General features: G+C 65.5%; 16 protein-coding genes. 9 read left to right on the top strand and 7 right to left on the bottom strand.

What is annotated here, in order from left to right; translation table 11 throughout:
* Positions 1–24 precede the first annotated feature (24 nt).
* Complete coding sequence (locus tag SB749_RS14085) at positions 25–804, bottom strand: IclR family transcriptional regulator (protein ID WP_139907129.1); 780 nt, start codon at positions 802–804, stop codon at positions 25–27.
* A 162-nt stretch (positions 805–966) separates the two neighbouring features.
* Between SB749_RS14085 and SB749_RS14080 the strand changes: the two genes are divergently transcribed.
* The 3 genes from SB749_RS14080 to SB749_RS14070 all read left to right on the top strand — a co-directional run bounded on the left by SB749_RS14080 (position 967) and on the right by SB749_RS14070 (position 4,621).
* A complete protein-coding gene (locus SB749_RS14080) occupies positions 967–2,346 on the top strand; it encodes an NAD-dependent malic enzyme (protein ID WP_410710842.1) in 1,380 nt (459 codons plus the stop codon).
* A 108-nt stretch (positions 2,347–2,454) separates the two neighbouring features.
* Positions 2,455–3,762, top strand: coding sequence for a DUF6986 family protein (locus SB749_RS14075; protein WP_410710841.1), 1,308 nt, complete (start codon positions 2,455–2,457; stop codon positions 3,760–3,762).
* Between the two features lie 34 nt (positions 3,763–3,796).
* Positions 3,797–4,621 carry a bifunctional allantoicase/(S)-ureidoglycine aminohydrolase gene (locus SB749_RS14070; protein ID WP_410710840.1) on the top strand — a complete coding sequence of 275 codons (825 nt, stop codon included), beginning with the start codon at positions 3,797–3,799 and terminating at the stop codon, positions 4,619–4,621.
* A gap of 108 nt (positions 4,622–4,729) precedes the next feature.
* Here the strand turns inward: SB749_RS14070 and SB749_RS14065 are convergent, their stop codons facing one another.
* Positions 4,730–6,205, bottom strand: coding sequence for a malate:quinone oxidoreductase (locus tag SB749_RS14065; protein ID WP_410710839.1), 1,476 nt, complete (start codon positions 6,203–6,205; stop codon positions 4,730–4,732).
* 214 nt (positions 6,206–6,419) lie between these two features.
* Here SB749_RS14065 and SB749_RS14060 point away from each other — a divergent pair, with 214 nt between their 5' ends.
* Together SB749_RS14060 and SB749_RS14055 are read left to right on the top strand one after the other, a co-directional pair.
* Positions 6,420–7,481 carry a pyridoxal phosphate-dependent aminotransferase gene (locus tag SB749_RS14060; protein WP_410710838.1) on the top strand — a complete coding sequence of 354 codons (1,062 nt, stop codon included), beginning with the start codon at positions 6,420–6,422 and terminating at the stop codon, positions 7,479–7,481.
* Entirely contained in the window at positions 7,478–8,890 is a 1,413-nt protein-coding gene (locus SB749_RS14055) for an FAD-binding oxidoreductase (RefSeq protein WP_410710837.1), read from the top strand. The genes SB749_RS14060 and SB749_RS14055 overlap by 4 nt, the downstream gene beginning before the upstream one ends.
* Before the next feature lie 19 nt (positions 8,891–8,909).
* On the opposite strand, the gene SB749_RS14050 is transcribed toward SB749_RS14055, so the two are convergent.
* On the bottom strand, positions 8,910–9,515 hold the full coding sequence (locus SB749_RS14050; RefSeq protein WP_410710836.1) for a flavin reductase family protein: 606 nt from the start codon (positions 9,513–9,515) through the stop codon (positions 8,910–8,912).
* A 105-nt stretch (positions 9,516–9,620) separates the two neighbouring features.
* Between SB749_RS14050 and SB749_RS14045 the strand changes: the two genes are divergently transcribed.
* Positions 9,621–10,628 carry an isopenicillin N synthase family dioxygenase gene (locus SB749_RS14045; protein WP_410710835.1) on the top strand — a complete coding sequence of 336 codons (1,008 nt, stop codon included), beginning with the start codon at positions 9,621–9,623 and terminating at the stop codon, positions 10,626–10,628.
* Positions 10,629–10,632: 4 nt separating this feature from the next.
* On the opposite strand, the gene mmuM is transcribed toward SB749_RS14045, so the two are convergent.
* Entirely contained in the window at positions 10,633–11,550 is a 918-nt protein-coding gene (gene mmuM, locus SB749_RS14040; RefSeq protein WP_410710834.1) for a homocysteine S-methyltransferase, read from the bottom strand.
* Positions 11,551–11,571: 21 nt separating this feature from the next.
* Between mmuM and tgt the strand changes: the two genes are divergently transcribed.
* The gene (gene tgt, locus SB749_RS14035) at positions 11,572–12,828 is read left to right on the top strand and encodes a tRNA guanosine(34) transglycosylase Tgt (protein WP_410710833.1); all 1,257 of its coding nucleotides are present in this window, start codon (positions 11,572–11,574) and stop codon (positions 12,826–12,828) included.
* Between the two features lie 198 nt (positions 12,829–13,026).
* Here the strand turns inward: tgt and SB749_RS14030 are convergent, their stop codons facing one another.
* Positions 13,027–13,785 carry a queuosine precursor transporter gene (locus SB749_RS14030; RefSeq protein ID WP_410710832.1) on the bottom strand — a complete coding sequence of 253 codons (759 nt, stop codon included), beginning with the start codon at positions 13,783–13,785 and terminating at the stop codon, positions 13,027–13,029.
* The gene (locus SB749_RS14025) at positions 13,766–16,348 is read right to left on the bottom strand and encodes a M3 family metallopeptidase (RefSeq protein WP_410710831.1); all 2,583 of its coding nucleotides are present in this window, start codon (positions 16,346–16,348) and stop codon (positions 13,766–13,768) included. The genes SB749_RS14030 and SB749_RS14025 overlap by 20 nt, the downstream gene beginning before the upstream one ends.
* Positions 16,349–16,442: 94 nt before the next feature.
* Here SB749_RS14025 and SB749_RS14020 point away from each other — a divergent pair, with 94 nt between their 5' ends.
* Positions 16,443–17,513, top strand: a complete 1,071-nt coding sequence (locus SB749_RS14020) for an AI-2E family transporter (RefSeq protein ID WP_062861148.1) — start codon at positions 16,443–16,445, stop codon at positions 17,511–17,513.
* Positions 17,514–17,530: 17 nt separating this feature from the next.
* Here the strand turns inward: SB749_RS14020 and SB749_RS14015 are convergent, their stop codons facing one another.
* On the bottom strand, positions 17,531–17,755 hold the full coding sequence (locus SB749_RS14015; protein WP_410710830.1) for a hypothetical protein: 225 nt from the start codon (positions 17,753–17,755) through the stop codon (positions 17,531–17,533).
* Positions 17,756–17,813: 58 nt separating this feature from the next.
* On the opposite strand from SB749_RS14015, the gene SB749_RS14010 reads away from it, so the two are divergent.
* Complete coding sequence (locus tag SB749_RS14010) at positions 17,814–18,284, top strand: GNAT family N-acetyltransferase (protein ID WP_410710829.1); 471 nt, start codon at positions 17,814–17,816, stop codon at positions 18,282–18,284.
* Positions 18,285–18,369 lie beyond the last annotated feature (85 nt).

The following is an 18,369-nucleotide window of genomic DNA, read 5'->3' as shown; positions in this document are numbered from 1 at the left end:
CCGGTTCGGGAACTGCAGCCAGAGTCAGCGGCCGCTCTGCATCTCAGCGGAGATGCGGGCGGCCGCGTCTTTGAGCAGGGGCACGGCGCGATCGGCGAACGACTGGTCGACGCGGCTGATCGGACCCGAGACGGAGATCGCCAATGGCGCGGGGGAGTCCGGGATGGCCATGGCGAAGCAGCGCACGCCGAGCTCCTGCTCCTGTTCGTCGATGGCATAGCCGCGCTCACGGATGCGGCCCAGCTCGGCCTCGAGATCTTCGATCGTCCCGATGCTGTATTCCGTGGGGGTGGGCATTCCGGCAGTGGCCGCGATATGCCGGACCTGCTCGGACTCGAGCCCTGCGAGGATGGCCTTGCCGACCCCGGTGGCGTGCATATGTGCACGGCGTCCCACCTCGGTGAACATCCTCATCTGGCGTTCGGATGCGACCTGATCGACGTAGACGACCATGTCTCCGTCCATCGTCGCCACGTTCGCCGACTCCCCGAGCTCGGCGACGAGCTCGCGCAGGTAGGGGCGGGCGACGGCGCCGAGCTGGGAGCCGGCGATATCGCCGAGTCGCACCAACCCGGGTCCGAGCGCATAGCCGCGATCGGGCAGCTGTCGGACCACACCGAGGTTGACGAGTGTGTTGAGCAGGCGATGGATCGTCGGCAGGGGCAGATTGACGTCCGCGGCGATATGGCTCAGCGTCGCCGATCCTGCGGAGTTCGCGATGCACTCAAGCAGTCCGAACGCGCGTTCGACGGACTGCACGCCGCCCTTGGACTGGCGGATCGCCGGGGTGTCCTTGCTGCTCATCGAGGTTCCTTAATCTGTGGTGAGTCTCGGCAGTGAAACTCCGTTCAGTCTAGTCCCGAAATGGAAGAAACTTTCCGAATACACTGACACCGTCTAGTATTTCCACTAGGCAGAAGTTATTATCCATAATACGGAAACTTGATATCAAGGAGGATATTGCCCATGGTCGCCACCAGTCCCGGATACTCCATCACTCTGCGCGTCGGCACCGAGGTCGGTCAGGCCTCGACCTCCGACCTCGTCGCCGCGGCCGCCGCCACCGGCGCATCGGTCACCGCCCTCGACGTCGTCGAATCCACTCCGCACTCGGTCATCATCGACGTCAGCGCCGACACCCGCGATGTCGCCCACGCCGACGAGGTCTCCGATGCGCTGAGTGCGCTGCCCGGAGTCGACGTCCACAAGGTCTCGGACCGCACCTTCCTGCTTCACCTCGGTGGGAAGCTCGAATCCGCCCCGAAGGTGCCCCTGCGCAACCGCGACGACCTCTCCCGCGCCTACACCCCGGGTGTGGCCCGCGTGTGCAAGGCGATCGCGGAGAACAAAGAGGATGCGCGGCGGCTGACGATCAAACGCAACACCGTCGCCGTGGTCACCGACGGCACCGCGGTGCTCGGCCTCGGCGATATCGGGCCTGAGGCGGCCATGCCGGTGATGGAGGGCAAGGCCGTGCTGTTCAAGCAGTTCGCCGGTGTCGACGCCTGGCCGGTCGCCCTCGACACGAAGGACACCGAGGAGATCATCTCCATCTGCAAGGCCATCGCACCGGCCTACGGCGGAATCAACCTCGAGGACATCGCGGCTCCGCGATGCTTCGAGATCGAGGCCCGCCTGCGCGAAGAACTCGATATCCCCGTCTTCCACGATGACCAGCACGGAACCGGCGTCGTCACCCTCGCCGCACTGAAGAACGCGCTCAAGGTCGTGGGCAAGAAGATCGAGGATCTGCGGATCGTCGTCTCCGGAGTCGGCGCGGCCGGCAACGCCATCATCCGCCTCCTCCAGGTCGCCGGGGCCACGAACATCATCGCCTGCGGACGTGATGGGGCGATCGGTCCGGACTCGACGGTCGACACCGACCACAAGAAGTGGCTGCAGGCGAACACGAACCCCGAAGGCTTCTCCGGCACACTCAAGGAGGCCGTCGTCGGCGCCGACGCGTTCATCGGCGTCTCCGCCCCGAATGTGCTCGACGGTGACGATATCGCGGCGATGAACACGGACGCGCTGGTCTTCGCCATGGCCAATCCCGACCCCGAGGTGGACCCCGCCGAGGCGGCCGAGCACGCAGCCGTGGTGGCCACCGGCCGCAGCGACTTCCCGAACCAGATCAACAATGTGCTCGCGTTCCCCGGAATCTTCCGCGGACTCCTCGACGCCGAAGCCCGCGACATCGACGAGAACATCATGGTCGCCGCCGCCGACGCCATCGCCTCGTGCATCCCCGAGGACGAACTCCACCCCGGCTACGTCATCCCCTCCGTATTCGATCCCGAAGTCGCAAAGAAGGTCGCCGAGGCGGTCGCCCGGGTCTCGTCCTGAAACCCCAGAGAGCCTCCGTGCCCGAGGGCGGAGAATGAGAGACAATGAGGCCAGGCTCGCACACCGCCGCCTCGCCGTCGAACCCGTGCAGAGAAAGAGAATGTGAAAGTGGAACGATCAACACTCGCCGATATCGACTCACTGCTTCAGGACACGGACGAGCTTCTGGCGACCGCGTACCCCGGTGATCGTGACGTCCGCCAGCCCGTACACACCGTGTACGTGCCCGGCGACCGCACGAGTGCCGACCTGCCGTACCAGTGGGGACAGCAGGCGCTCGAATGCGTCGAGGCCCATGGCGGAATGCTGCAGCTGGCCGAACGCGTCATCACCGCCGCCCGGAAGGAATCCGGTCCCGCGATCCCCGGCCAGGTGGTCAGCATCCACCAGGTGGCCCGTGAAGCCGAACTCCTCGCCGAGGCGGTCACTGCGAAACTCGAACGTGAGCCGATCGAGGACCTGCGCCTGGACTTCGAAGACGGGTTCGGCGACCAGGGCGACGAGACCGAGGATCGGTGGGTCGTCCAGGCCGCCCGCGATGCGGTGGCCGGCCGCGCGGAGAAGGGAGCCCCCGGCTTCGTCGGCATCCGGTTCAAATGCATGGAGAAAGCGACCCGGGAACGCGGTCTGCGCACTCTCGACCTGTTCATCTCCGAGCTCATCAAGGCAGGCGGCAGCCTGCCCGATAGTCTCGTGCTCACCCTCCCGAAGGTCAGCACCGTCGACCAGGTCCGGGCGATGGTGCTCGCCGCACGAGCGCTGGAAGCCGAGCACAGCCTCGGCGAAGGGACGATCACCTTCGAGATCCAGGTCGAGACCCCGCAGCTCGTGCTCGCCGCCGACGGCACCGTGCCGCTGGCGACGGCGCTGCAGGCCGGGGCCGGGCGCGTGACCTCCCTGCACTACGGAACCTATGACTATTCGGCGTCGATGGGAGTGGCAGCGGCCTACCAGGCGATGGACCATCCGGTCGCGGACTTCGCGAAGAACCAGATGATGCTCGCCGTCGCCGGCACCGGAGTCCACCTCTCCGACGGGTCGACGAACATCCTCCCGCTCGGCGAGCCCGCAGAGGTCCACCACGCGTGGGCACTGCACGCCGGCCTCGTCCGCCGCCACCTCAAACGAGGGATCTACCAGGGCTGGGACCTGCACCCGCACCAGCTCCCGACCCGGTTCCTGGCGACCTTCGCCTTCTACCGCGAAGGTGGGCCACGGGCGGCGCAGCGCTTGCACGACTACGTGTTCAAGGCCGATTCGACGGTCCTCGACGAACCCGCCACCGCGAAGGCGCTCGCACGCTACCTCGACCGGGGGCTCGTGTGCGGAGCCCACACCGAGGAGTTCGTGACCTCGCGGACGAACCTCAGCCTCACCCAACTCGGGCAGCTCGCCCGCACCGGCTCGCTCGACTGAGCCCACCGACCACAGACCGAAGGAGATCCCACCCATGACGACGACCGACCCGTACACCTACTGGGCCCCGACCGGCGGCCACCCGCCGCAGTCCGACCTGCTCACCGACCGTGCCCTCGTCACCGAGGCCTATACGGTCATCCCGCGCGGAGTGATGCGCGATATCGTCACCTCGAACCTGCCCGAGTGGACCGGGACCCGGTCGTGGGTGCTGAGCAAGCCCGTGGCCGGGGGAGCGGTGACGTTCTCGCAGACGATTCTCGAAGTCGCCCCCGGCGGCGGCTCGGAGGCGCCGGAACCGCAGCCCGAGGTCGAGGGATTCCTCTTCGTCATGGCCGGAACGCTCGAGGTCACTCATGAGGGAACCGCGCACACGCTGACCCCCGGCGGATTCGCGTTCCTGCCCGCCGGTTCGACGTGGTCGGCGAAGTCCACCGGCACCGAGGCGGCCCGCTTCCATTGGGTGCGCAAACGCTACCAGCCCGTGGCGGGACTGACCCCTGAAGCGAAGTTCGGCAACGAAGCCGATGTCGAACCGTCACCGATGCCGGGAACCGACGGACGGTGGCGCACCACCCGTCCGCTCGATCCGGACGACCTCTCCTACGACATGCACGTCAACATCGTCACCTTCGAAGCCGGAGCGGTCATCCCGTTCGCGGAGACGCATGAGATGGAGCACGGCCTCTACGTGCTCGAGGGCAAGGCCGTCTACCGTCTCAACGGCGACTGGGTCGAGGTGCAGGAGGGCGACTTCATCTCCATGCGCGCCTTCTGCCCGCAGGCTTGCTACGCCGGCGGTCCCGGACGCTTCCGCTACCTGCTGTACAAGGACGTCAACCGTCAGGTCGAACTCTGAGGCTCTCGACGCTCCGAACTCCTAAGGGAACGTAAGAAGCGGCTGGCCGGAAAGGATTCCGGCCAGCCGCTTCTCCTGTATGTCAGTCGCCTGAGTGCGTCAGTCCAGTCAGATGAGCTGCAGGGTCCGCGATGTGTACTCGGAGACCTCCTTGAGCAGCGTCTCGTCGTCGACGAGGTCGCGGCCGAGCGAGGGGATCATGTCCTTGAAGCTCTTCTCCCAGCCCGCGAACTCGCGGGGGAAGCAGGTCTTGAGCAGTTCGATCATGATCGGCACCGCGGTCGAGGCACCCGGTGAAGCACCGAGCAGGGTCGCCAGCGAACCGTCGGCGGACGAGATGAGTTCGGTGCCGAACTGGAGGACGCCGCCCTTCTTCGGATCCTTCTTCATCACCTGCACGCGCTGACCGGCCTGGATGAGTTCCCAGTCGGCAGGGTCGACGGAGGGGATGAAGGTCTGCAGAGCCTCGAAGCGGGCCTTCTTCGTTGCGGCGAGCTCACCGAGGAGGTACGTGACGAGGTCCGTGTTGTCCTTGGCGACATTGAGCATCGTGCCGATGTTGTTTCCGCGCACGGAGAACGGCAGATCGGTGAAGCGGCCCTTCTTGAGGAACTTCGGCGAGAAGCCGGCGTAGGGGCCGAACATCAGGTAGTCCTGGCCGTCGACGACACGGGTGTCGAGGTGCGGCACCGACATCGGGGGAGCATCCTGGGCGGCCTGGCCGTACACCTTCGCCTGGTGGCGGGCGACGAGATCCTGATTCGCGGTGCGCAGGAAGTAGCCGGAGACCGGGAAGCCGCCGTAGCCGCGTCCCTCCGGGATGCCGGACTTCTGCAGCAGCGGCAGTGCACCGCCGCCGGCGCCGACGAAGACGAACTTCGCGCCCACATGGTGGGTCTCGTGCGAGAGCAGATCCTTCACGGTGAGAGTCCAGCCGTCCGAGGAACGGTCGAGGTCGGTGACCTGGTGGCTGGTGCGCACGGTCGCGCCCTTGGCGGCGACGTAGCTGAGCAGCTGAGACGACAGAGAGCCGAAGTCGACGTCGGTGCCCTGCTTGATGCGCGAGATACCGTTGACCTGCCCGGGACCGCGGCCGGAGAACATCAGCGGCAGCCATTCGGCCTGAGTGTCCGCGTCCTCGGTGTATTCCATGTCCGCGAACAGCGGATTGCGCACCATCGTCTCGTAGCGGTTCTTGATGTAGTCACGTCCCTTGTCGCCGCGTCCGTAGCTGACGTGGGCGATGGGATTGATGAAGGTCGTCGGATCGGTGATGACACCGGTGTCGACCAGGTGCGACCAGTACTGGCGCGAGTGGTGGAACTGCTGGTTGATATTCGAGGCCTTCTCCAGGTCGATCTGACCGTTGGAGTCCTCGGGGGTGTAGTTGAGTTCGCAGAGTGCGGCGTGGCCGGTGCCGGCGTTGTTCCAGGGGTCGGAGCTCTCCGTTGCCACATAGTCGAGCTTCTCGTAGACACGGATGTCCCAATCGGGCTGAAGTTCGGTCAGCATGGCGCCCAGAGTGGCGCTCATGATGCCGCCGCCGATCAAGACGACGTCGACTTTTTCCTGCGGTGAGGGCATTTGGACTCTCATTCCTCGTCTCTGACTACATGTATTCGTCTCTCAGGGTACTCTCCGGGATCGGCCCACCTGTAACCCGGGAGGTGGGAACGAAGCGTCGCGAGAGCATTCTCACAGCGGATGGACGTCCGCCCTGCTCGCCTTTATCCGACCATTCGGACGCTTTGGCAAGACAGTCTGTGTTGCGTGCCACAAGATATGCAACTATGGGCACATGTCCAAACGTTTCCAGCTCCGTGACGCGCTCGCCGAATTCCCTCCCTACGTTCCCGGCAAGCCTCCCGTCGCATCCCCCGGCCTGACCCCGTACAAACTGTCCTCGAACGAGAACCACCTGCCGCCGCTGCCGGGTGTCATCGAATCGGTGGCATCCGCCTCGGCGATTCCGGGGAACTACCCCGATCCCACCGCAGCCGCGCTCGTGGCCGATATCGCCTCCCACCTCGATGTCGAACCCGCCGAGGTGGTCCCTGGAGCCGGGGCCTCCGAGGTCCTCACGGTGCTGACGAACATCACCCTCGAAGCGGGCACGTCCGTGGTCTATCCGTGGCCGTCGTTCGAGATGTACCCGATCCTCGCCTCGGCGCGGGGCGCGGAGAAGCGCCCCGTCGACCTCCTGGAAGACGGTCGGCACGACTTCGCCGGGCTGGCCGCGGCGATCGATGACACGACCCGCCTCGTGCTGCTGTGCTCGCCGAACAATCCGACCGGTCCGACGATCACCGATGCCGAACTCGAGGGATTCCTCGCCGAGGTGCCCGAGTCCGTCATCGTCGTCCTCGACGAGGCGTACCTCGAATTCGCCACCGAGGCGGCCGACGGGCTCGCCGCGCGGAAGAAGCATGCGAACCTCGTGCTCGCACGCACCTTCTCGAAGGCCCACGGCCTGGCCGGTCTGCGCGTGGGCTACGGCATCGCCGATGTCGAGATCGCCTCGGCGATGCGCCAGGTCATCGCCCCGTTCTCCGTCACCGCCGGTGCCCAGGCCGCCGCCCGGGAATCACTGGCACGCGTCGACGAGGTGGCCGTACGCGCCAAGGAAGTCGCGGCAGTCCGCGATAAGTTCGCCCACGGTCTGCGGGAGCTGGGTCTGTCCGTGCCCGATGCTCAGGGCAACTATGTGTGGATCGCACTCGACCCCGAGGCGGCCGTCGCCTTCGAAGGTGAGTGCGCGAAGCAGGCCGTTGCCGTGCGTCGCCTGCAGGGCGGGGTGCGTGTGAGCATCGGACCCGATGAGGCTCTCGACCGTGTGCTCAAGGTGGCCGCGTCGCTGTGACGACGAGTGCGGAGACGACGGTGGGCACGGACCTGGACGGACTTGCGGCCGAGCTGAGCTCGGGCGCCCTGGTCGCCGATCGGGATGTCATCGACTCCTATTCGTCGGACAAGGCCCTGTTCTGTCCGGTGGGGACCGCCTCGGCGCTCGTTCGTGCTGCCGACGTCGATGATGTGGTCGCGGTGATGCGCTTCGCCACCGCGCATCGGATCCCGGTGGTCACTCAGGGTGCCAGGACGGGTTTGTCGGGGGCGGCGAACGCCACTGACGGGGCGATCCTGCTCAACGTCGCGAAGCTGAACGCGATCGTCGACATCGACGCGGTGAACCAGACGTGCCGGGTCCAGCCCGGAGTCATCAACCAGGACCTCAAGACCGCGCTGGCCGAGCACGGTCTGTCGTATCCGCCGGATCCGGGGTCGGTGGCGATCTCCACGATCGGTGGGAACGTCGCGACGAACGCCGGTGGCATGTGCTGTGTGAAGTACGGAGTGACGCGAGACTATGTGCGGGGACTGACCGTCGTCCTCGCCGACGGAACAGTGACCCGGTTGGGTCGGCAGACGGCGAAGGGGGTGGCCGGTCTCGATCTGGCGGGACTGTTCGTCGGGTCCGAGGGGACGCTGGGCGTCATCGTCGAGATCACCCTTGGGCTCAAACCGCTGTTGTCGCTGCCGGTGACGGGAGTCGGGATCTTCCCGGACATGGAATCGGCCGGGCATACGGTCTCTGCATTCATGGCTTCCGGGGCGGCCCCGTCGATGCTCGAGCTCATGGACGGAGGCACCGTGGGCATGATCAATGCCTATGGTGATTTCGGGCTGCCCGACGGGGCCGGTGCACTGTTGTTGGTGCAGTCGGATGCTCCGGGGCAGGCTGGTGTGACCGAGCTGGAATCGTTCGAGGCGATCGCCAGGGCGCAGGGTGCCGATGAGGTGTTCTTCTCCGATGATCCGGCGGATTCGGAGATGCTGGTGGCGGCCCGGCGTGCGGTGTCTCCGGCGATGGAGAAGTACGTGTCGGGGCTTGGTGGGGGAGAGCTCATCGATGATGTGTGCGTTCCTCGGTCCCGCCTCGGCGAGTTCTTCGCCAGGTTGGACGAGATCGCGGCCGCGCACTCGGTGGAGGTGTCCACGGCCGGTCATGCCGGGGATGGGAACATGCATCCGAGTGTGCTCTTCGATGCTCACGATCCGGCGAGCGTGGCCGAAGCGAAGGAGACGTTCGCGGAGATCATGCAGCTGGGTCTCGATCTGGGTGGGACGATCACGGGCGAGCACGGGGTCGGGTATCTGAAGAAGGACTGGCTGGTGCGCGAACTCGATGTCGGCGCTCAGATGCTGCAGTCGTCGATCAAGTCCGCGGTCGATCCTTTGGGGATCCTCAACCCGGGTAAGATGCTCGGCTGAGCTCCTCGGGTGATCGAACTCAGCCCGGTCGGCGCATGTCGAAGCGCTGATCCGAGCTGATCCCGAAGTATGCGGTCGGTCCGCCGCCGCGCAGTACCTGCTCGGCGGCGGCTGTGTCGACGATCCCGTCGGTGAGCAGGGATTCGTCGAGATGGACCCCCACCACTTCACCCACGGTGAACCACGAGCCGGAGCTTTCCCCGTCCGCGGTGCGCAGGTCGATGATCTGAGCGACTCGGCATTCGAAGGTCGCCGGTGAGGCTGCCACACGTGGCGCAGAGATCTCCACGGACTTGGCCGCCTCGACGTCTGCGGCGGAGAACTCGTCGACCTCCGCGGTGGTCGACGAGGCGTTCATCGCCTCGGCGAGCGTCTGAGTGACGAGGTTCCAGGTGAACTCCCCGGTCTCTCGGCAGTTGGCAACGGTGTCCTTCCACGCGTTGCTGGAGAAGCCCACGAGCGGTGGAGAGTAGTTCAGCGCATTGAAGAACGAATAGGGCGCGAGATTGCGGCGGCCCTCGGCATCGACTGTGCCGATCCAGCCGATGGGTCGCGGTGCGACGATGGCGTTGAAGGGGTCGTGCGGCAGGCGGTGGCCCTCGGACGGGCGATAGAAGTGGGTCACCCGACCATTCAAGCAGGAGTTCCGGGAGAGCGCACTGTGACTGAGTGTTGCGCACGATGACGGAATGCCGCTGCGACGACGGCGGACGTGCCTATCGTCTGTGACATGACCCTCACCCAGCTCCCCATCCTCGACCTCAGCCTGGCCGATGACCCCGCGACCGCCGAGGCATTCCGTGCGGACCTGCGCCGCATCACCCATGAGATCGGCTTCTTCTACCTCACCGGCCACGGAATTCCCGATGCCGACTTCACCCGCATCATCGACGTCGCCGGCCGCTTCTTCGCTCTGCCCGAGGAAGAGAAGCTCGCGATCGAGAACACGAACTCCCCGCACTTCCGCGGCTACACCCGCACCGGCGGCGAACGCACCCAAGGCCGCGTCGACTGGCGGGAGCAGATCGACATCGGCCCAGAACGCGCACCCGTGACCGAACCGGTCAACGACTTCGACTACCTCACCGGTCCCAACCAGTACCCGGAATCGCTGCCCGAGCTGCGCGAGGCCACGGAATCCTGGCACGCGCAGCTGAGCGAGGTCGGCGCTCGTCTCCTCGAACAGTGGGCGCTGAGCCTCGGTCAGGCGGGCGATCATTTCGCGTCCGCCTTCGCCGAGGATGCCGAATCCTTCATCAAGATCGTCCGCTACCCCGAAGCCGAATCCGAGTCCGTCACCCAGGGCGTGGGCGAACACCGGGACGCCGGCACGCTCACCCTGCTCTACCCGCAGCCGGGCACCACCGGCCTGCAGGTGCTCACCGATGACGGTTGGATCGATGCGGATCCGATCGAGAACACCTTCGTCGTCAACATCGGCAAACTCCTCGAAGTCGCCACGAACGGCTACCTCAAAGCCACCGTCCACCGTGTCCTGCCGACCGGACCCGGGCAGGACCGCATCTCCATCCCGTTCTTCTTCAACCCGGCTCTGAACGCTCGTCTGCCCGAGGTCGAATTGCCCGCCGAACTCGCCGCCGATGCCCGCGGTGTGACTCAGGACGAACGCGACGCTCTGCACGCCGTGTACGGCGAGAACGCCTTCCTCTCCCGGCTGCGGTCCCACCCGAACGTCGCCGAGAAGTTCTATCCGGACCTCGTGAGAGCTCGGGCCTGAGGACTCAGGCTCGGGTCCGCTCCGTCAGGACTGCGATGTCCTCCGGACGCACCCGACAGCAGCCGCCGATGATCCGCGCACCGAGGCGGGTCCACTCCGCCACTGGCCACGAACCGACACCGGCTTCCGCGCCGTCGCGCCAGGTCAGGGTGTTCGCGTCGTAGATCTCACCCGAGTTCGGATAGGCGATGAGCGGCAGATCCGTGTGCCGCGACAGTTCTCTCAGTGCCGGAGTCACCAGGGATGGGCGCACACAGTTGACTCCGATCGCCTGCACACTCGCCGAGGCGGCCGCCGCCTCCGCGAGCTCCGCCAAGGTGCTGCCGTCGGGCAAGATCGGGACGTTCGTGTCCGTGCCGGTCTGTAGAGTCACGGTCACCCAGGAGGGAAGTCCGGTCTCGTCTGTCAGGCCGATGATCGCTGCGATCTCGTCGAGGCGCGGCTGGGTTTCGATGGCGAGCAGGTCCGCTCCCGCCTCGGCGAGGGCAGCGATGCGCGGACGATGGAAGGCGGTGTATTCGGACGAGGACAAGCGGTAGTCGCCGGTGTATTCGGCACCGTCGCCCAGAGCTGCGCCGTAGGGGCCGACGGAACCGGCGGTGAGGACGTCTCTGCGTTCTGCGGCACTGCGCGCGACTCTCACGCTGTCGGTGATGATCCGGTTGCCTTCCGCGACGCTGATTCCTGCTTCGACGAAGCCCGTCGGCGTCGCCTGGTAACTCGCGGTCGTAAGGATGCGGGCACCGGCATCAGCGAAGGCGGAGTGCACTGCCAGCAGGGTGTCCGGATCACGGCGGATGAGCTCGGCCGACCACAGGGCGTGGCCGAGGTCGATGCCGCGATCTTCGGCGGCGCTGCCCAGACCGCCGTCGATGACGATGGGGGCGACCTCGGAGAGGGTGAGCATCTGGGTGAACGTCATGGACTTAGTTAAGCTTGTCTGGTGACTGCAGACGAAACTTCGGCGGCATTCGAGACCGCACCCATCAACGACCGATCGAACTTCGGATTCGAGGTGGGCACCCGCATGGACACGGGCGGACGCACCGGGGTCATCCACACCCCGCACGGCGATATCCAGACCCCGGCGTTCATTCCGGTCGGCACGAAGGCCACGGTCAAAGCCGTGCGTCCCGACGAGGTCGCCGAACTCGGCGGTCAGGCGGTGCTCTCGAACGCCTACCACCTCTACCTGCAGCCGGGGTCGGACCTCATCGACGAGGCCGGCGGTCTGGGCCGGTTCATGAACTGGCCGGGACCGACCTTCACCGACTCCGGCGGATTCCAGGTGATGAGCCTGGGCTCGGGATTCAAGAAGGTCATCTCGATGGAGTCGACAGGCGAGCAGAACGATGAACTCGTCGCCGTCGGCAAGGAGCGGCTGTCGAACGTCGACGACGACGGAGTGACGTTCAAGTCCCACCTCGACGGGTCGATGCACCGCTTCACCCCGGAGATCTCGATGCGTGTGCAGCACGAACTCGGCGCCGACATCATGTTCGCCTTCGATGAGCTGACCACTCTGGTGAACACCCGCGGCTACCAGGAGGAATCGCTCGAGCGAACCCGACTGTGGGCGATCCGCTGCATCGAAGAGCACTTCCGCCTCACCGAAGAGCGGTCGCACCGGCCCTACCAGGCGCTCTTCGGAGTGCTGCAGGGTGCGCAGTACGAGGATCTGCGGCGCAAGGCCGCCCGCGACCTGGGCGCGATGGACTTCGACGGCTACGGCATCGGCGGGGCACTGGAGAAGGAGAACCTCGGCATCATCATCCGCTGGGTGTGCGAGGAGCTGCCGGAGAACAAGCCGCGCCACCTGCTGGGCATCTCCGAACCCGACGACCTGTTCGAAGCGATCAAGACAGGCGCGGACACCTTCGACTGCGTCTCGCCCTCCCGCGTGGCCCGCAATGCCGCTATCTACACCCGCGACGGCCGGTACAACCTCACCGGCGCGAAGTACCGCCGCGACTTCGGCCCGCTCGATCCCGACTGCACGTGCTACACGTGCCAGAACTACTCACGGGCGTACCTGCGGCATCTGTACAAGGCGAAGGAGATGCTCTTCTCCACCCTGTGCACCATCCACAACGAACACTTCGTCGTCTCGCTCGTCGCCGAGATCCGCCAGGCGATGATCGACGGCTGCTTCGACGAGCTCGAAACCGAGGTCCTCGGCCGGTACTACGCGAAGAAGTAGGCGCGCTTCCGGCAGCCACTGCGGTCGCCCGCCGGTCCCACGCGCTTCCGCCCGTAGGTGAGTCATCGACTTCTGATCAGCGCATCGAGTTCTATCCCGATGACCTGATCGGAACTCGATGCGTCCAGTGACGAAACTCGATGACACTTGCCGCTGAGCAGTTTTCGTCCGGGGCCGGCCACACTGCGTCCGGTCGGCCTAAGCCCGGGCCGCGTCGAGCTCGTAGCTGGGTTCGTGGCGCTTGACGAGCTTGATGACCCGGTAGGTCACGGGCAGGAAGATGATCTCGACGGCGACCTTGTAGACGAAGCCGACGATGATGTAGTTGAGGAAGTCGAGACCCGGGATGACACCGGCGAATGCGATGATGCAGAACAGCAGCGTGTCGACGAACTCGCCGACACCGGTCGACGTGAGCAGACGCACCCACAGCTTCGACTCGCCCATGCGCTTCTTCACCGCCACGAGCACCCAGGAGTTGAGCAGCTGGCCGACGAAGTAGCCGACGAGGGAGGCCGCGACGATGCGAGGGTAGAAGCCGAGCACAGCGGCGAAGGCGTCCTGGTTCTCGTAGCCGGGCCCCGGAGGCGAGATGAGCACGAGCCAGAAGACGAAGGTGGCCAGTAGCTGCAGGGCGAAACCGGTGATCACGGCCTTGCGAGCGGCTTTGAAGCCGTAGACCTCGCTGATCACATCGCCGAGGATGTAAGCGATGGGGAAGAGGAACGCGCCGCCGTCGGTGACGATCGGTCCGAAGCCGATGACCTTCGTGGCGGAGATGTTCGAGATGATGAGCACCGCGCAGAACACGGCGAGGAAGACCGCATAGTAGCGGCCCCGGGAGGATGCGAAGGCTGCGAATCGTGCAGCCGAAGTGGTGTGCGCCGGATCGGTGGTGCGATCCGGCTGCCCAGACTCAGACTCGGAACGCCCAGACTCAGGACTGTTGCGCGACAACGGTGATTTCCTTTCCTCCGGTGACCGTGAGCAGCTGCTCGTACGTCAGAGGCACCATCGAATTCGGTGTCCCCGCGCCGGCCCAGAGAACAGGATAGTCCTTCAGCGACACATCGACATAGGTCGGAATCGGGCCCGGGTGACCGCAGGGTGCGACCCCGCCGATGACCTGCCCCGTGGCCTCGCGCACGAGCTCCTTCGACGCCCGGTCGAGGGAATCGACGCCGATGAGGTCGGCGACATGCGTGGTGTCGACCCGGTGAGCGCCCGAGGCCATGATGAGTACGGGTTCACCGCCGGAGGAGAAGATGAGGCTGTTCGCGATCGCCCCGACCTCGATGCCCAGCGCTTCGGCCGCCGCGGCCGCCGTCGGCGTCGAGCCGTCGAAGATCTCGATGCGCGGGTCGATCCCGGCGGCCGAGAGATCGGCGGCGACCGCCTCGTGGTTGGGATGATCCCACCTCGCCGAGGCGGCTCCGGGCTCGGTCTCGGCCGTGGCCTCCGCGTCCTCGTCGTCGACCTCGGTGACGGGTTCGGCGAGACCGCGACGGCGCAGCAGGGGAGCGACATCCGGGCGGGTGCCGAAGAAGCGTTCGATCGCTGCCATCGGGTCGACCGAATAGCCGGGAGCGAGGATGGCTTCGCGGAAGGCATCTCCGGCTTCTCGGTTGAGTCCGCCCTGGGACTCGAACCATTCGCTCACCCAGGCGGCGATGACTTCGGAGTAGAGGTAGGAGTAGTAGCCGGCCGCATACCCGGAGGCGAAGATGTGACCGAAATACGTCGACCGATAGCGCGGCGGCACGAGCGGGGAGAACCCGGCCGCGGCGAGCACCTCCGATTCGAAGGACAGCACCTCGGTGATGTGCTCTCCGGCCTCGAGCGAATGCCAGGACAGGTCGAGCATGGCAGCGGCGAGATATTCGATCGTGTCGAAGCCCTGCCCGAACTTCTCCGAGGCGACGAGTGCGTCGACGAGTTCGGCCGGCATCGGCTCACCCGTGTCGACGTGCTTGGCGAAGTGGGGGAGGACCTGCGGGTGGAAACGCCACATCTCATTGAGCTGGGACGGGAACTCGACATAGTCGCGGGGGACGGCGGTTCCTGCCGTCGAGGGGTAGGTGGAGTTCGCGAAGAGCCCGTGGAGGACGTGGCCGAATTCGTGGAAGAACGTCGTCAGCTCGGTCGGATTGAGCAGAGTGGGCCGACCCGGACCGGGCTTGGCGAGGTTGAGCGAGAGGGTGACGACCGGCAGCAGCCCGGTCAGCCGGGAGGCGGGAACCAGCTGGTCCATCCAGGCTCCGCCGCGCTTCGTATCCCTGGAATACGGGTCGATGAGGATGAGTCCCAGGTGACGTTCGTTGACGTCGGTGACTTCATAGACGCGGACGTCCTCATGCCAAGCAGTGACACCCTCGTAGGGGGCGAAGGTGATTCCGTACAGGCCGGTGGCGGCCCGGAAGACGCCTTCGGTGAGGACGGTGTCGAATTCGAAGTACTTGGCCACCTCGTCGGGGTCGATGCCGAACTCGTCGGCGCGGTACTTCGCGAGGTAGTACTTGACGTCTTCGGCTGCGACGTCCTCGAGGTCGTAGCGCTGCTTGACCTGTGCCAGCTCCTCATCGAGTTGGGCGTTCGCGGGACTGATGAGGGAGGAGACGATATCGGCGGCCGCATCGGGGTTGCCGGCGGTCTGATTGTCGATGGCGAACGACGAGTAGGAGGGGTATCCGAGCAGATGCGCCTTCAGTGCACGCAGCGCCGTGGTGTCTGCCACCTGGGTGCGGGTGTCGCCGTCGCCGCCGCGGGATCCGCGCGCCATCGAGTTGTTCAGCACGTGCCGACGCGTCTGTGCTGAGTTCAAGGACTCGAGCACACCCTGTTGGGTGAAGTTGTTCAAGGGCAGCAGGTAGCCGTCGACGCCGCGATCGGCGGCACGACTCTCCGCCGCCGCGATCTGATCGTCATTCATTCCGGCCAGGGACTCGGCTTCGCTGACGTGCACAGCCAACTCGCGCGTATCGAGCTGCAGGGCACGGGAGAAGGAGTTCTCCAGCGTGGTCAGTTCGCCCGCGATCGTGGCCATCTGCGCTCGTTCGTCCTCGCCGAGGCGGGCTCCCGCACGCACGAAGTGATCGATGGTCAGTTCGTGCTGACGTTTGTCCTCGGGGTTGAGGTCGGAGACCGAGACCTGTTCGATGCGGTGGAAGAGGTCGACGTTGAGCAGGAGCTCGGTCTCGGCGGCCGACAGGAGTTCCCAGGTCTCGCCGATGGCGTCGGTGAGTTCGGGACGCAGATGATTCGATTCGATGGCTGCGGCGACGGAGGCGATGCGGGTCATCGGCACGGACGCGGATTCGAACCTCACGGTGGTGGAGAAGAACGTGGACTCGGCGTCATCGGCGACGATCGCAGCCACCTCGGCGCGTGCGAAATCGGTGGCTGTGTGAACCGCGGTCAGCAGCGTCTCCGGGGTGACCGCCGCGAAGTCGGGCAGCGAATAGTCGGTCTGTGGGTCGAGGAACGCTTCCCAGACATCGATGCCGTTCGGATCTGCGCTCATTCTCGACGATTCACTTTCTTAGCGGTTGAGGGTTCGCTCCGATCCTAACGTGAGTCAGCCGAACAGTGCATGATCGCTGGTTACACTGGTTTCCATGGGCACTGGGCAGGGCAAGTCCCTCACACTCAACAGCGCGTTCCGGCTCGGTTTCACCGGCGCCTTGGGCGTGGGGTTGGCGATCGTGGTGATGACGGCGCTGCAGTCCGTGGCGACCGTGATCATCTACATCGGTCTGGCGCTGTTCCTCGCGCTCGGTCTCGAACCGATCGTGCAGTGGTTCGTCGATCGGAAGGTGCCGCGGTCACTGTCGGTGCTCATCGTCATCGTGGCCTTCATCCTCATCGTCGTCGGCGCCGCGCTGCTCATCGCCCCGGCCGTGATCAGTCAGATCCAGACGTTCGTCGCCGATCTGCCCGGGATCGTGGGGAACCTCGCGACGACCGGGTGGGTGACGGAGCTCGAGGAGCAGTTCACCGGCGCGATCGACATCGATGCGGTGTTCGCCAACATTTCGGCATGGGCTTCGGACCCGAAGAATGTGCTCTCGCTCGGCGGCGGCGTCGTGTCGATCGGGGCGGGGATCTTGAGCTTCCTCACTGGCGTGATCATCGTCGTCATCCTCACCATCTACTTCGCGGTGTCCATGCCGACGATCAAATCCGCGATGTTCTCCCTGGTCGCGGCCTCATCGCGGCCGACCGTCGAATCCGTCACCGAGGAGGTCACCCGATCCATCGGACGCTACGTCCTCGGTCAGGTGTCCTTGGGCGTCATCAACGGCGTGTGTTCGGCGATCTTCCTCACCATCATCGGTGCCCCGCTGCCGGCGCTGCTGGCGTTCGTGGCGTTCCTGTCCTCGCTCATTCCCCTGGTCGGTCCGATCACCGGTTCGATCATCATCACCGCTTCCTGTCTCATGGTCTCGCCCGGGCTGGGCATCACTGCAGGCATCTACTACCTCGTGTACATGCAGGTCGAGGCGTATCTGCTCAGCCCGCGGATCATGAACGCCGCGGTCGACGTGCCCGGAGCCCTCGTCATCATCGCCGCCATCGCCGGTGGAACCTTAGGCGGTGTGCTCGGTGCGGTGGTCGCGGTGCCGGTGGCCGCCTCGGCGCTCATCATCATCCGCAAGGTCGTCGTCCCGGCGCAGGCGAAGAAGTAGGAGCGGCTGGCCGACTGTCAGTCGTGGTCGTCGCGGCTGTCGGAACCGATACGGGTGACGAGTGCGTGGATGATGAGCTTGACGATGAAATATGTGCCGAAATAGCCGACTGCAGCGACGACGAGCGTGACGAGCAGGTTGGACTCCCCGGTGCCGACCACGGACAGTGTGGCGAAGACCGTGACGGTGATCGCCGCGAGATAGGGGATCAGTCGGAGGACGGGGGATTCGGGCTCGCTCATGGGGCTGAGTCTAGCAACGGGGTACCGGAGCATCGATGCCGAGTCTAGGGTGGAGCCCATGACTGAAGCCGACTGGAGAGCTCAGCGCGACGATGCCGTCCCCGACGATGTGGAACGGCTGCTCGCAACCGTGCCGGAATGGTTCGGCAGACCCGAATCCAACGCCGAATACATCGACGACGCGCGCCGCATGGAAACGTGGACTGTCCGCGACGAACATGGCCAAGTCGTCGGAGCCACGCTGGTGACGCATCATTTCCCGCAGACCAGCGAAATCCATCTCACCGTCGTCGACCGCTCCGTCCACGGCGGGGGAGTCGGGACTGCGATGATCGAAGCCATCACCGAGGATGTTCGGACCCGTGGGGCGCGGCTGCTCGAAGTGAAGACCTTGGGCCCGTCGAAGGACGATCTGAACTATGCACGGACCCGTCACTTCTACGAGAAGATGGGCTTCCTGCCTCTGGAGGAGACCGACCTGTGGGGAGCGGACACGCCCTGCCTGATCATGGTGAAGCCGGTGGGGTGAGACTGCGAACGACTGTCCCTGCGAACTCCCTCAACGGCTATTGTCCGCACCCGGGTTCCGACCTAAGGTGAGAGGACACGGACAC

It is taken from the genome of Brevibacterium sp. SIMBA_078, from assembly GCF_046534565.1.
In the GTDB taxonomy this organism is placed as follows: Bacteria; Actinomycetota; Actinomycetes; order Actinomycetales; family Brevibacteriaceae; genus Brevibacterium.
The sequence above is the reverse complement of the archived record's forward strand: the minus strand, read 5'-3'. Positions and strand labels throughout refer to the sequence as shown.

Excerpts from the sequence above, each read along its gene's own strand:
- SB749_RS14070 (WP_410710840.1), top strand. The coding sequence starts at position 3,797 with ATGACGACGACCGACCCGTACACCTACTGGGCCCCGACCGGCGGCCAC.
- SB749_RS14015 (WP_410710830.1), bottom strand. The coding sequence starts at position 17,755 with ATGAGCGAGCCCGAATCCCCCGTCCTCCGACTGATCCCCTATCTCGCG.
- SB749_RS14010 (WP_410710829.1), top strand. The coding sequence starts at position 17,814 with ATGACTGAAGCCGACTGGAGAGCTCAGCGCGACGATGCCGTCCCCGAC.
- SB749_RS14020 (WP_062861148.1), top strand. The coding sequence starts at position 16,443 with ATGGGCACTGGGCAGGGCAAGTCCCTCACACTCAACAGCGCGTTCCGG.
- SB749_RS14080 (WP_410710842.1), top strand. The coding sequence starts at position 967 with ATGGTCGCCACCAGTCCCGGATACTCCATCACTCTGCGCGTCGGCACC.
- mmuM (WP_410710834.1), bottom strand. The coding sequence starts at position 11,550 with ATGACGTTCACCCAGATGCTCACCCTCTCCGAGGTCGCCCCCATCGTC.
- SB749_RS14060 (WP_410710838.1), top strand. The coding sequence starts at position 6,420 with ATGTCCAAACGTTTCCAGCTCCGTGACGCGCTCGCCGAATTCCCTCCC.
- SB749_RS14025 (WP_410710831.1), bottom strand. The coding sequence starts at position 16,348 with ATGAGCGCAGATCCGAACGGCATCGATGTCTGGGAAGCGTTCCTCGAC.
- SB749_RS14045 (WP_410710835.1), top strand. The coding sequence starts at position 9,621 with ATGACCCTCACCCAGCTCCCCATCCTCGACCTCAGCCTGGCCGATGAC.
- SB749_RS14085 (WP_139907129.1), bottom strand. The coding sequence starts at position 804 with ATGAGCAGCAAGGACACCCCGGCGATCCGCCAGTCCAAGGGCGGCGTG.
- SB749_RS14065 (WP_410710839.1), bottom strand. The coding sequence starts at position 6,205 with ATGCCCTCACCGCAGGAAAAAGTCGACGTCGTCTTGATCGGCGGCGGC.